Source organism: Coprobacter fastidiosus (genome assembly GCF_030296935.1).
GTDB lineage: Bacteria > Bacteroidota > Bacteroidia > Bacteroidales > Coprobacteraceae > Coprobacter > Coprobacter fastidiosus.
In genome coordinates, this window is record NZ_AP028032.1 from 3,204,417 (window position 1) to 3,217,689 (window position 13,273).

General features: G+C 38.3%; 11 protein-coding genes and 1 tRNA gene. 2 read left to right on the plus strand and 10 right to left on the minus strand.

What is annotated here, in order from left to right; all coding sequences use genetic code 11:
* Positions 1-52: 52 nt before the first annotated feature.
* Positions 53-1,012: a glycosyltransferase family 2 protein gene (locus tag QUE35_RS12655; protein ID WP_022601411.1), complete on the plus strand. Its 960-nt coding sequence runs from the start codon at positions 53-55 to the stop codon at positions 1,010-1,012.
* A gap of 13 nt (positions 1,013-1,025) precedes the next feature.
* On the opposite strand, the gene QUE35_RS12660 is transcribed toward QUE35_RS12655, so the two are convergent.
* The 8 genes from QUE35_RS12660 to QUE35_RS12695 all read right to left on the minus strand — a co-directional run bounded on the left by QUE35_RS12660 (position 1,026) and on the right by QUE35_RS12695 (position 9,973).
* Positions 1,026-2,447, minus strand: coding sequence for a lipopolysaccharide biosynthesis protein (locus tag QUE35_RS12660; protein ID WP_022601410.1), 1,422 nt, complete (start codon positions 2,445-2,447; stop codon positions 1,026-1,028).
* Between the two features lie 109 nt (positions 2,448-2,556).
* Positions 2,557-2,646: transfer RNA gene (locus QUE35_RS12665), tRNA-Ser, on the minus strand.
* 495 nt (positions 2,647-3,141) lie between these two features.
* The gene (pckA, locus tag QUE35_RS12670) at positions 3,142-4,743 is read right to left on the minus strand and encodes a phosphoenolpyruvate carboxykinase (ATP) (RefSeq protein ID WP_122329733.1); all 1,602 of its coding nucleotides are present in this window, start codon (positions 4,741-4,743) and stop codon (positions 3,142-3,144) included.
* A 174-nt stretch (positions 4,744-4,917) separates the two neighbouring features.
* The gene (locus QUE35_RS12675; RefSeq protein WP_022602095.1) at positions 4,918-6,357 is read right to left on the minus strand and encodes an MFS transporter; all 1,440 of its coding nucleotides are present in this window, start codon (positions 6,355-6,357) and stop codon (positions 4,918-4,920) included.
* Positions 6,358-6,436: 79 nt separating this feature from the next.
* A complete protein-coding gene (locus QUE35_RS12680) occupies positions 6,437-7,105 on the minus strand; it encodes a bifunctional 4-hydroxy-2-oxoglutarate aldolase/2-dehydro-3-deoxy-phosphogluconate aldolase (RefSeq protein ID WP_031258837.1) in 669 nt (222 codons plus the stop codon).
* Positions 7,106-7,238: 133 nt separating this feature from the next.
* Positions 7,239-8,282: a sugar kinase gene (locus tag QUE35_RS12685; RefSeq protein ID WP_022602099.1), complete on the minus strand. Its 1,044-nt coding sequence runs from the start codon at positions 8,280-8,282 to the stop codon at positions 7,239-7,241.
* A gap of 165 nt (positions 8,283-8,447) precedes the next feature.
* A complete protein-coding gene (locus QUE35_RS12690) occupies positions 8,448-9,233 on the minus strand; it encodes an ABC transporter ATP-binding protein (RefSeq protein WP_022602101.1) in 786 nt (261 codons plus the stop codon).
* Positions 9,230-9,973 carry an MlaE family ABC transporter permease gene (locus QUE35_RS12695; protein WP_195596639.1) on the minus strand — a complete coding sequence of 248 codons (744 nt, stop codon included), beginning with the start codon at positions 9,971-9,973 and terminating at the stop codon, positions 9,230-9,232. Before QUE35_RS12695 ends, QUE35_RS12690 begins: the two co-directional genes overlap by 4 nt.
* Before the next feature lie 661 nt (positions 9,974-10,634).
* On the opposite strand from QUE35_RS12695, the gene lptB reads away from it, so the two are divergent.
* Positions 10,635-11,450 carry an LPS export ABC transporter ATP-binding protein gene (gene lptB / locus QUE35_RS12700; protein ID WP_009317627.1) on the plus strand — a complete coding sequence of 272 codons (816 nt, stop codon included), beginning with the start codon at positions 10,635-10,637 and terminating at the stop codon, positions 11,448-11,450.
* A 29-nt stretch (positions 11,451-11,479) separates the two neighbouring features.
* On the opposite strand, the gene QUE35_RS12705 is transcribed toward lptB, so the two are convergent.
* Positions 11,480-12,373 (minus strand): CPBP family intramembrane glutamic endopeptidase, encoded by an 894-nt coding sequence (locus QUE35_RS12705; RefSeq protein ID WP_081705729.1) that lies wholly within the window; start codon positions 12,371-12,373, stop codon positions 11,480-11,482.
* Between the two features lie 12 nt (positions 12,374-12,385).
* Complete coding sequence (locus tag QUE35_RS12710) at positions 12,386-13,270, minus strand: 1,4-dihydroxy-2-naphthoate polyprenyltransferase (RefSeq protein ID WP_022602115.1); 885 nt, start codon at positions 13,268-13,270, stop codon at positions 12,386-12,388.
* Positions 13,271-13,273 lie beyond the last annotated feature (3 nt).

The window sequence follows — 13,273 nt, forward strand, 5'->3', positions numbered from 1 at the left end:
ATGGTTATTTATTATTTGATTATATTTGTTTATCCGAAAAAAAAATGAATTTATGAGAAAACCTGACGTTGCAGTTATAATTCCTGTTTATAATACAGAAAGGTATTTATCACGTTGTGTTGATAGTGTAATTGCTCAGACATTGGAAAATATTGAAATTATACTTGTCGATGATGGTTCTTCTGATAATTCCGGTCAGATTGCAGATGCATATACACATAAAGATTCCCGAATAAGAGTTTTTCATCAAAAAAATATGGGAGCTGCTGAAGCACGACGTACAGGAATAAGGATTTCTATTGCAAACTATTTGTTTTTTGTGGATTCTGATGACGAAATACTTTCGACGGCTGTAGAAACATTGTATCATCATTGTATAGATAACAATCTCGATATTGCTTATGGTGCTTATATGAGGATTTTATCTCAAAAGCAATATCCGGTTTACCATCCTTTTGAAAAGATTCTGTCGGGAGAAGAGTTTTTATCCTATATTTTGGATTTAAGATCTATATGCGGTTGTTTCTCTATGACTCGTCGCGATATTTGGCATGATGATGTGTTTACTGATAGCAATATTAAACTTCCGAGTGAAGATGTATTGATGAATATCAAACTTTCGAAATATGTAAATCAGGCCGGAATATTTAATGATATTGTTTATAAATATTATTGTATCGATACATCGTTGTCGATAACAGGAAAGCTTAGTAATCAGATTCTTTGGAAACAATATTTTGAAATTATTCGAACCGATTTAGAGAATAGAGGTCTATATGAGAAGTATGAGAAATCGGTCCGTATTATGGAGATCGACAGATTAGCATTTTATTTATCACGTGTCGATAAAAATGATGATTGGGTAAAGCAAGTTCTTCATTGTGATTCTTCGGATTTTCCTGTTAAGACACGAGTATTAAAGATGTTGCTTCGTTATCCGGTATTTTGTAATTTTTTTATTAAAGCAAATCGCTTTGTTAAAACTAAAATAAAAGCTATCTCTAATGTATAATTCTACAGGCAGGTTATGTGAAGTGGTGTAGTTTCTGAGATATTTTGTTTAGAAGTTTTTTAGGAATAGCTATAATTAATAGAGATAACATGATTGTAACATAAATAATATCTTGCCACCATATATTGCATATATGGAAAGCAATTGAGCTTATTACGGTTATGAAAATCGGAATCCATGTCAGTCGATATAATTTTAGCTTAAAGTAGCGTCTCATGTCGTGAAGACGATATGCTAAAAGTACTCCGTATGTTACTATCGATGTTGTTATTACTCCATATATGCCGAATTTTTGTACCATGAAGTAATTCATAACAACATTTACAATTGACGCTAATATGATAGCAGGTAGTGTGCGTGCTGTATCACGTGCACATTGGTAGCCCATATCAAGAAATGCCGCTATTGCGAAAAGCATGGTTGAAACCCCCATGAGATATATGTAGTTCACACTCTCTTGATAACTTTTGTCGATAAGCCAGAAATAGTTTAGTTTAAGACCAAATGAGTAAAGTAGTAAGATGATCGAAAGTATATATATATAGCCATTGAACATGTCGGAAAAGAATTTATTCCGATCTTTGCTTTCATATTGACGGATAGCGGTTTCTTGCCATGCTTGATAGAAAATTGTTACTAAAGTTTGCAATATAGACGTGAAACGCAGTGCTACTGCATATATTCCGTTATAACTTAATCCTAAATAGTGTTCGATAAAAAAACGGTCGCTGCTTCCGGTAAGCCACCAGCATATCACTCCGGGTAATAACGGAAGAGAATATTTCAGTATATCACGTTTCAACGCACGGTTTTTTATGTTAAAATGAAAATAGTTTGCTATAATCTTTATTCTCATCTCTATATAAATAAGGGCTACTATACGTGCAAGAATATTGGCGAGAAATATTCCTGTGATTCCCATATTTAGTAATACGACAAATAGGATACTGAAAATTCCTATGCAAAAGGATGAAATAATTCCGGTAGTAACAAAAACTTTTGTGTATCCTAATCCTCGTGTCACTTGCGTAATTACCTCATAAAAGGACATTACACATAGTAATAATAAAGAATACCATAAATATTCGACTTTTATGAAAAATGAAATAATTAAGGCTATTGTTGCGGAGATCGATATGGATGTGATTAGCGTGCGATATACGAAGGATACTATTTGAGCTTTGTCTCTTTTTGTATTGCAATCAAGAAGGAATCGGAAAGCGCCGTCCCTTAATTGCAATGTCACGAACGGGATAAAAAGAAAGATTACGGTAAGGCAAATATCATAATATCCGAATTCATCTGTATTCGTAATATAGTGTGTATATAGCGGCACAAGCATAAATGTGATCAGCTTTGATCCTAAATTGCCTATCGCATAAATGCCTATATCCTTTAAGAATTTATCTATCCGGTTTTGGGTATTGCCTTTCAATATCGTTTCGATGGTTTGTTTACAAAAATATTGATTTTTTGTTTAGTTGAGAAATATTGAATGTCGTTTTAATACAAAAGCCTGTAAATTCAATTTACAGGCTTTTGTATGGCGGAAGGAGGGGGATTCGAACCCCCGGTACCCTTACGAGTACGACAGTTTAGCAAACTGTTGGTTTCAGCCACTCACCCATCCTTCCTTAAGCAGCATGAGTTGCTTTCGTAATGCTGTGCAAAGGTAGCACTAATTCTTAAATCTCAAAATTATTTCAGACAAATTTTATTTTCAGATGTTGTTACTTTTCCTTTGATAAAAGAGCTTTTTGTCTGTATATGAGTTTCTTGTAATTTGTTTAAAATTTTGTTCATGATATTGAGGAACTGTCTAAATTTTGTTAACGGATCAGTAGTACTCTGTATTGAGTATTTTTTTATTTCACATTCTTTGCCGACAAAACGGATAAATTATTCAGGAAAAACGATTGAGATTAGTTTTTAATATATTTATCGATGGCGAGTTTATTGTAAGGAATGATTGTTTGAAAATGTAGAGGACAGACTTTTCAATAAAAATCCCTGTCAGATTCAGCCAATGAGAAACCCCTGATACCGTGAGGAAAACTCTCTCACTTAGACATTGCTTGCGGGATTCCGGATTAGAAGACGTTTGACAGGGAATATGAAAAAAGAGTTTCTTATTTCTTTTCACGTTGAGGGCCGAACTCTATCAATGCTTCGGCTTCGGGTGTTGTGGCGTATTGCACAAAGTTGTCGGCATATTTATTGGCCAGAGATTGTGCTTTTTTACTCCATTCTTCGACATTAGGGTAAGTATCTCTCGGATCGAGGATTCCAGAATTTACTCCCGGCAGTTCGGTCGGTATGGTCAAATTGAGAATAGGAATATGCTTGGTCGGGGCTTTTTCAATATCACCCGAAAGTATTGCATCGATAATAGCGCGGGTTTCCTTGATCGAAATACGTTTTCCCGTTCCATTCCAACCGGTGTTTACAAGATATGCCTTGCAATGATGATCTTTCATTTTTCTGGCTAATACAGCAGCGTACATCATTGGATGCACGGTTAGGAACGCTTCTCCGAATGCAGGGGAAAAAGAGGGTCCTGGTTCGGTAATACCTCGTTCTGTCCCGGCAAGTTTTGATGTATATCCGCTGATAAAATGATATTGTGCCTGTTTTTCATCAAGTATCGATACCGGAGGCAATACACCGTATGCATCTGCCGATAAATAAATAATTTTGGAAGCATGCCCGGCTTTCGATGGCTCTACGATGTTGTCTATATGATAAATGGGGTAACTGACACGAGTATTTTCCGTAATTGACTTATCTGCATAATCGATACTTCCGTCGGCGTGTACGGTAACATTTTCCAATAAAGCATCTCTTCGTATTGCGCTCCAGATTTCCGGTTCGTTTTCTTGACTTAGGTTGATTACTTTGGCGTAGCAGCCTCCTTCAAAATTGAATACTCCGTTATCGTCCCATCCGTGTTCGTCATCTCCTATCAATAGACGCTTCGGGTCGGTTGACAAGGTCGTTTTCCCAGTACCGGATAATCCGAAAAAGAGAGCGACATCTCCGTTTAATCCGACATTTGCAGAGCAGTGCATAGAGGCTATTCCTTTTAACGGCAGATAATAGTTCATCATGCTGAACATCCCTTTTTTCATTTCACCGCCATACCATGTTCCCCCAATGATCTGCATACGTTCTGTCAGATTGAAAACAACGAAGACTTCGGAGTTTAATCCTTGTTCTTTCCATTTGGGATTGGTAACTTTAGAACCGTTGAGTACGATAAAATCCGGTTCTCCGAACTCTTTTAACTCTTCTTCGGTCGGACGTATGAACATGTTCTTCACAAAATGTGCCTGCCATGCAACTTCCATAATGAAACGGACTTTTAACCGAGTGTCTTTATTTGCTCCGCAATATGCATCTACGACATATAGTTTTTTCTTATCGGATAGTTCCTTAATTACGAGCTGTTTCAACTCATTCCATATTTCAGTGGAGATCGGTTTGTTGATTTTTCCGTCCCACCACATGGTATTTTCTGTCGTTTTATCTTTAACCGTATATTTGTCTTTAGGTGATCTTCCTGTAAACTTTCCTGTTTTTACTGCGACAGCACCGGTGTTGGTTACTATGCCTTTTTCATAATCGGTGAGTGACGGATCGGTTTCTGCTTTGAAAAGTTCATCGTATGAGGGATTATAGATGATTTTTTCTACATTCGTAATTCCGTATTTACTTAAATCTATTTTTACCATATTCCTGATATTTTTTAGTTTTTATTCTTTTGTGCAATTAAAACATCTGTTTGAGTATATTTGTTTTGTAAGTATATGGTAATAAATATCAAATAAATACATAGGGGGATATTATAAATAAAAAAATCCCGGCAGATTCCGGGATTTTTTATCGGGTAAAAACCTTGTATATTTTTATAATTCAATCGGTTTGTATTTCGGTACGAGAGTTTTCATAACGATCCATCCGATCAAATATGCTACGGCGCAGATGCAGAAAATAATGAAATACCCTGCCGGTTTACCTATAAATCCCATGAATTCCATTTGTACTTCGTCTGCATATACAAATAGGTCTCCCGCACATTTCTGTAAGATCATAGATCCTACACCTCCTGCCATACCGCCGATACCGGTGATAGTAGCAATTGCACTTTTAGGGAACATATCGCCTATGGTGGAAAAAATATTGGCAGACCATGATTGGTGTGCTGCACCTCCGATCCCGATCATAATTACAGGAAACCAAGGAGAAATTGTACCTAAGGGCTGTGCTAATAGTACGAGTAATGGGAAAAATGCAAAAATGAGCATAGCTTTCATACGGGCAGCGTAAGGATTCATTCCGGTTTTATTGATAAATATGGTCGGTAATTTACCACCGTAAATAGATAACATCGTGATGGCGTAAAGTGTAAAAATCAAGGCCATCCCTAATCCTTCGGATGTTTTAATTCCGAACTGAGTGTTTAAATAAGATGGTGTCCAGAAAAGGAAAAACCACCAAACGCCGTCTGTCATGAATTTTCCGAAAGCAAAAGCCCATGTCTGTTTATAAGAGAAACATTCCAAAAAGCTCATTTTACGGGCTTCTTTAAGTTCTTCGACAGGAGTTACATCTTGGTCTTTATCCTGTTCGATATATTCTAATTCTGCTTTGTTTACAAATTTGTTTTTAGAAGGAGCGCTGTACATGAATACCCAGAATCCCATCCATACGAATCCGAGAGCACCGATGATAATAAAAGACATTTCCCATCCCCATATTTTCGCCAATACGGGAATGCTTAGCGGTGCGATCAATGCTCCGATCGAAGCACCAGCATTAAAAATAGATGTTGCATAAGCACGGTCTTTTTTAGGGAAATATTCTGCTGTTACTTTAATCGCTGCAGGGAAGTTCCCGGCTTCACCTAATGCCAGTACGCATCTGGCGGCAAGGAAGCAATACATGCTTATCGTTGCAATAATAACCGCAACATCTCCCGTTGCGCTCATTAGCTCGGCGGCACTATGCAATCCAACGTATGATTCGGTGATGATACCGCATACAGCGTGTAGACATGCTCCGGCCGACCATACACCGATAGACCATAAATATCCTTTTTTTGTTCCCATCCAATCGATAAATCGACCTGCGAATAACATGCATATCGCATATACGATTGAAAATACGGATGTAATAGTTCCGTAGTGTGATTCATCCCAATGGAATTCGGGTTTTATGAACTCATCCCACGTTAGTGATAATACTTGTCTGTCGAGATAATTGACAGTTGTTGCGAAAAATAACATGGCGCAGATCGCCCACCTGTAATTTGTCATTTTCGCGGCATTTTCTTGTAATCTACTCATTATTTATTCTGTTTTTGTGTTTTTCAAATGAAAAAATACTTTTCCGATGAAAGAACCGGAAAAGTATTTTTATATGTGTTTATCTATATTTCTTAATAATTGCCAGTGCCTCTTTACATTTATTTGTAATGGCAGCCCAGTCTTTTGCTTTTATGATATCAGCAGGGAAGAGATTCGAGCCCATACCTACACATGTAACTCCGGCTCTGACCCATGCTGAGAGATTTTCTTCGGTAGGTTCTACAGCTCCGGTGACCATAAGCATAGACCAAGGCATAGGAGCTTTTACATTTTTTACGAATGACGGGCCTCCGACGTTTCCGGCAGGGAATACTTTACAGAGATCACAGCCGACTTCCTGCGCAAATCCGATTTCAGATACCGATCCGCATCCCGGAGTATAAGGGATAAGACGACGGTTACATACTTTTGCTATTTCAGGATTAAATAACGGACCGACAACAAAGTTCGCTCCCAACTGTATATATAAAGATGCTGTTCCTGGATCGACGATAGAACCGATTCCCAAAATCATTTCAGGACATTCTTTTGCTGCAAATTTTACTAATTCGGCAAAAACATCTTGGGCGAAGTCTCCGCGATTGGTAAATTCGAAAGCTCTTACTCCACCTTCGTAACATGCTTTTACTACACTTTTTGCAATCTCAACGTCTTTATTATAGAATACAGGAACCATACCTGTAGAGGCCATAGCGTTGAGTACCTCTATTTTTGAAAATCTTGCCATATAATTTGTGTTAAAGACGAAATAATAATTGAGAAGCCATTTGGCAAAAAGTCTTCTCTATATTATGAAAATGGAAGCCTGCTTAGATTATCTTTATCGGAAAATTTAGACAGGCTTTAAGTATTATTGTCAATTATCTCGACACTCTCCCCGAAGCATCACCGCTCATGAGTTTCTCGACCTCTTCTACCGTTACCAAATTGAAGTCTCCGTAAATGGTATGTTTCAGACACGATGCCGCTACAGCGAAGTTCAACGCTTTCTGATCGTCTCCGGTATAGGTCAGTAACCCATAGATAAGTCCGCCCATGAATGAGTCGCCTCCTCCTACACGATCTACAATATGGGTAATATCGTAACGCGGGGATTGATACAGTTTCCCGCCGCTGTACAATACACCGCCCCATGTGTTGTGGTTGGCGTTGATCGATCCGCGGAGCGTAATGATGACTTTTTGGGCTCGGGGAAAACGTTTCATCAACTGAGTACATACCGATTCGAACTCGGTGGCGTTCACCTCTCCATTGGTCTGTGCCACGTCGAAACCTTCCGGTTTGATACCGAATACCTTTTCCGCATCCTCTTCATTTCCCAGTATGACATCGCAGCCGGCTACCAACTCGGGCATGATTTCTGATGCCTGTTTGCCGTATTTCCACAGGTTTTTCCGGTAGTTCAGGTCGCACGATACGGTTACGCCCAGACGGTTGGCTGCCTGTATGGCTTCGAGACAGGCATCGGCAGCACCCTGTGAAAGTGCAGGGGTAATACCGGTCCAGTGAAACCAGTCAGCTCCCTTGAAGACTTCGTCCCAGTCGATCATCCCCGGTTTGATTTCGGCGATTGCCGAATGTGCCCGGTCATAAACCACCTTGCTGGCACGGGCTACCGCTCCCGTTTCGAGGAAATAGATTCCCAGACGGTCGCCTCCGTAAATGACATGATCGGTTTTTACTCCGTGTTTATGGAGATCCATCTCGCAACTTCTGGCTATATCGTTTTGGGGCAGACGGGTTACGAATTCCGATTCCATACCGTAATTGGCCAGCGATACCGATACGTTGGCTTCTCCCCCTCCGAATGTGGCTGTGAATTCCGTTGCCTGACTGAAGCGTTGGTAACCCGGTGTGGCCAACCGCAACATGATTTCTCCGAATGTGACTACTTTTTTACTCATGGTTCAAATATAGTTATAAAATATCAGTGTGCAAATATACACTAAATCTTTGATTTAAAACAATCGATTGCGCAAAAATAAAAGCAAACTTTTTAGCTTTATTTTAGACGCTTGTCAATAAATGTGTTACAAATTTCGTGTTCGTTGACGGAATTTGCACTTGTGCTATTCTTTCAGAGAATCGGACAGGTGTTCTTTTATGACATATTTTTTGACCATTTTGAAAAGGTTGGACGCAAAAACAAAATCATTTAACGCTTTATTGTCCGAAGTAAAAATTTCTTCATTATTTCCGACCCATTCTTTGTGTCCTTTATCCAGGAATACGATATTTTCTCCGATACCCATAACCGAATTCATATCGTGTGTATTAATAATTGTTGTAATGTTATATTCGCGGGTGATGTCTCTGACCAGTTCATCAATGAGTATCGAAGTCCGGGGATCTAATCCGGAATTAGGCTCGTCGCAAAATAAGTATTTAGGGTTTAAGGCAATCGCACGTGCAATTGCGACACGTTTTTGCATCCCTCCGCTTATTTCAGAAGGAAAGAGGTTGTTTGCACCTTTCAGGTTTACTCTATCCAGGCAAAATTCTGCACGCTTTATTCGTTCGGCCAAAGACTTGCGGGTAAACATCTTTAACGGAAACATGACATTTTCTATTACGGTCAGAGAATCGAATAGTGCCGATCCCTGAAACAACATTCCGATTTCGGAGCGTAAGGCCTTAATTTGTGCCCCGGATATTTGTAATAAATCTTTGCCGTCATATAGTATTTGTCCTGATTCTGGGCGTAATAATCCGACAATCGATTTCATCAATACGGTTTTCCCCGATCCGCTTTGGCCGATGATCAGATTCGTTTTTCCGGTGTGAAAGGTCGCAGAAATGTCATGCAAGATAGTTTTTCCGTCAAACGATTTTGTAACATTTTTAATTTCTATCATTGCAATAATATTTTGGTCAGTAAGACATCAAGTAATAAGATTGTTACGCTGCTTACGACTACAGAGTCGGTACTTGCCTGCCCTACCTCAAGAGCACCGCCTTTTACTTTATAGCCGTAAAAAGATGCTACGCTGCTAATCACAAATCCGAAGAAAAGAGATTTGATGATCGAGTACCAGATATAATATTCATTGAAATATGATTGTAGTCCGTAAACATAGCGGGATGTCGGAATAATTGAAGTGAAAATACTTACCAGATACCCTCCAAACAATCCTGTGAACATGCTGAATGCTACCAAGATGGGGATAAACGTTACTAATGCCGTGATTTTAGGTAAGATAAGATAATTGGCCGAATTTACTCCCATGATATCCAATGCGTCTATCTGTTCCGTTACTCGCATTGTCCCTATTTCGGATGCGATGTTAGAGCCTATTTTTCCTGCAAGGATAAGGCACATTATAGATGATGAGAATTCGAGCAGTAGGGTATCTCTCGTTATTAAACCTACCGTATAGGGGGGAATCAACGGAGACATGATGTTCAAAGATGTCTGTATGGCTATAACAGCACCGATAAACAGAGAGATCGTTACCACGATAGCAATAGAGTCTATCACGAGTTGATAAACTTCCATTATATATCGTCTGAAAAATTCGCTCCATCGGTCGGGAATCGAGAAAACTTTACCCATTAATAAAATATATTCGCCGAACTTGTTTAGCGATTTTAATATAAACATATTTTTTCGTTTTTAATAGATACCATTTCAGTAAAAAGAGTATTCTTTTTACGACAACAATATGTATATTTTAATGAGAGCCTGTTTAAAATTTCCAATAAAGAAACATAATCAGGTCATCTTTGCATTTTCTTTCGGTCTGTTTTTCCGTTTTTACTCGATAGCCAGCTATCCTCTTCATAAAAACTATAAAACATTCTCAAAAGAAACTCTCAAGCCTGACCCGAGTAAAATTTAATCAGACTCTACAAACTTAGGGAAAAATTTTCAGGCATGGCTGTTTTAAACTTAAAAATTGATATAAAATACCTTTATCTTTCATTTGCATACAGTGTAACAGTTCTTTATAAGAATATTTTAAAAAAACGAAAAAAATAAGGAAATGGAAAATTTTCATGAAAAAATAAATGTATATTTGCACATATAAAATGTATTAAAGTCGGCTTGTCATACTCTTACACACCTAAATATGCGATGTGAATCGCTGAGCTCCTAAAAAACGGTTATATTACCGTCTACAACACCAAAGAGATAAAGACGGGCTGGCTTTATTTTTTTATGTTTATAAAATTTAGAACGCCAAATTACCGAAGTTCATGAAAATCTTTACCTTTGCAATAAAAATAATCAGTCGCAAGTAAATCAGATATTAGGAATGTCAGAAAAGTTTATCCCGAATGTTGAGACAGAAAAAAATACGACGGATACCCGTATCGTGTCGGATGACGATTTGATGGTATTGAGAACCGAAAATTTAGTGAAGAAATACGGACAACGTACGGTTGCCAATCATGTCTCTATTAATGTAAAACAAGGTGAGATTGTCGGTTTGTTAGGACCGAACGGAGCTGGAAAGACCACGACTTTTTATATGACTACCGGTTTAGTCACCCCTAATGAAGGGCGTATTTTTCTGAATGATCTTGAGATTACGAAGTTTCCCGTATATAAACGTGCTCAGCATGGAATCGGATATTTAGCGCAGGAGGCTTCGGTGTTTCGTAAAATGTCGGTTGAGGATAATATTTTATCGGTTTTGCAAATGACCGGAAAGAGTAAGGAATTTCAGAAAGAGAAATTAGAAAGTCTGATTGCTGAATTTCGGTTACAAAAGGTAAGGAAAAATTTGGGAGATCAGTTGTCCGGGGGAGAAAGACGACGTACGGAGATTGCTCGTTGTCTGGCTATCAGCCCTAAGTTTATTATGCTTGACGAACCTTTTGCCGGGGTTGACCCGATTGCCGTAGAAGATATTCAGTATATTGTATATAAGCTTAAAGAGAAAAATATCGGAATTTTGATTACCGACCATAATGCTCCTGAGACTTTGAGTATCACCGATCGGGCGTATATGTTATTTGAGGGTAAGATATTATTTCAAGGAACTTCTGAAGAGCTGGCCGTCGATCCGGTAGTTCGGGAAAAATATCTTGGGCGTAATTTTATTTTTCATCGTAAGAAATTCGATTGATTTTTCGAGGAATATACCACGGTAGTTTTTTATATCCGTAACGACTTTTTTTGTAGATATTTATATAAGGTATAGCTGCATAAGACAAAAAGTATCAAACTATATACGGCAATATCCCAAGTACCGTTTTCCATAGTACCGAGTTTTTCAAAGTAAGAAAGTTCGTATCCCTGATTTTCTATATAACGGAAAACAACGGTTATACTGTTATTAAAAAAATGTGCGGTTATCGGTAACCATATATTTCCTGACCATACGAGCAAATATCCGAAAAAAGCTCCGAGCAACATGCGAGGAATAAATCCGAAAAACTGAAAATGTACAGTGCTGAATATTATTGCTCCGATCCATATTGCGGCATGTTTGTTACCTGTTTTTTCCCATAATAACTTTTGAAGGAGTCCTCTGAACAAGGCCTCTTCCCCTATACCGGTCAGAATACCGATAACAAAAATTAATAATACCAGAGCTCCTAAAGAATGTATGTTTAGTAGTTGATCGGTAATTAGCTGGGCTGAGGCTTCTTTATTACGCATCCACGTTTCAACAGCCGAAAATTTCTCGGGCAATGACAAAGATTGATTCCAGCTTATGACTAGATTCATGAAGGGTGCAAATACGATCATACAGATTATGACACCGATAAGTGCTGTAACAGTCGGTTTTTTATCCATTTTCAAGTAAGAAAACGGACGGGAACTGAATAGTCCGGCTGTAACTACGGCTGTGGAAATAAAAAGAAAAATACATTGGATGGACATGCTTCCTACAAGAATATCCGATTGGGATAAAATGTTACTAAAACCGGTGCTGAATAACCATATCAATATTGCCGATATGATGAGCATTATCAGCATAATACAAAGCGTAATGAATATTTTCGTCCAAAAAGAAGCTGTTCCGTATATATTTGAAAAAGTCATATTTTATGAATGTTAAAAGCTTGCCGACCGGGTTATAATTAAAATAAGAATAAGTAATAGCGTAAATATCAGTTGATTTCGAGCAGTTTTCCCTAAAATCGGATTCAGTTCTGTTCCTTTCTTTTTTGTCATTGCATACCAAGTTTTCAGGTGTATACTTAAATATAGAATAGCGGCAATATAGCCGGTTATGCTGGTCGTGAACCAGATAGTTCCGGTAACAGCTAATGCTGCAATTCCATTCAAAAGGTATGCGTATTCTGCAAATTTATGCCCAAATAATACAACGAGTGTTTTTTTATTCGAAGTTTCATCAGTCTCTTTATCCCGATAATTGTTGACCATGAGAATATTGACCGATAATAAGCCCATAGCTATGCTGCAAAGAAACACTTGCCGTTCGAAATAAAGCGCCTGGACATAAAAAGAAAGATTAACAGCTATGAGTCCGAAAAAAATGAATACGGCGATATCTCCCAATCCGTGATAGGATAGGGGATAAGGTCCTGCAGAATAAGCTATTGCAAAAATTGCGATAAATATGCCGGCAAAAAGAAGTCCCCAACCGCCTATGGGGATTAGCAAACAGCCGGTAACACATGCTAAAGCCAAAGTCAGCATTGTTGCCAGAAGCATGGATTGGGGAGAAATATCACCGGATGCTACGGCTCGACGCGGTCCTACACGATCAGCATTGTCACTTCCTTTTTTATAGTCGAAGTAATCATTGCCGAAATTTGAAGCGATTTGAGCCAATAATGCGAATATAAGACATATTGTAGCTGCATATCCGTTGAATGTATTCTGATACCATGCGTATGCCGAAGCTGCAATTACAGGACTTACCGATGTCGGTAAAGTACGGGGACGGGCAGCCTCTATCCATTTCTTTATCATTGA

Bases quoted from the DNA above. Each gene is read 5' to 3' on its own strand.
- QUE35_RS12655 (WP_022601411.1), top strand. From the start codon at position 53: ATGAGAAAACCTGACGTTGCAGTTATAATTCCTGTTTATAATACAGAA.
- pckA (WP_122329733.1), bottom strand. From the start codon at position 4,743: ATGGTAAAAATAGATTTAAGTAAATACGGAATTACGAATGTAGAAAAA.
- QUE35_RS12675 (WP_022602095.1), bottom strand. From the start codon at position 6,357: ATGAGTAGATTACAAGAAAATGCCGCGAAAATGACAAATTACAGGTGG.
- QUE35_RS12680 (WP_031258837.1), bottom strand. From the start codon at position 7,105: ATGGCAAGATTTTCAAAAATAGAGGTACTCAACGCTATGGCCTCTACA.
- QUE35_RS12685 (WP_022602099.1), bottom strand. From the start codon at position 8,282: ATGAGTAAAAAAGTAGTCACATTCGGAGAAATCATGTTGCGGTTGGCC.
- QUE35_RS12690 (WP_022602101.1), bottom strand. From the start codon at position 9,233: ATGATAGAAATTAAAAATGTTACAAAATCGTTTGACGGAAAAACTATC.
- lptB (WP_009317627.1), top strand. From the start codon at position 10,635: ATGTCAGAAAAGTTTATCCCGAATGTTGAGACAGAAAAAAATACGACG.
- QUE35_RS12705 (WP_081705729.1), bottom strand. From the start codon at position 12,373: ATGACTTTTTCAAATATATACGGAACAGCTTCTTTTTGGACGAAAATA.
- QUE35_RS12710 (WP_022602115.1), bottom strand. From the start codon at position 13,270: ATGATAAAGAAATGGATAGAGGCTGCCCGTCCCCGTACTTTACCGACA.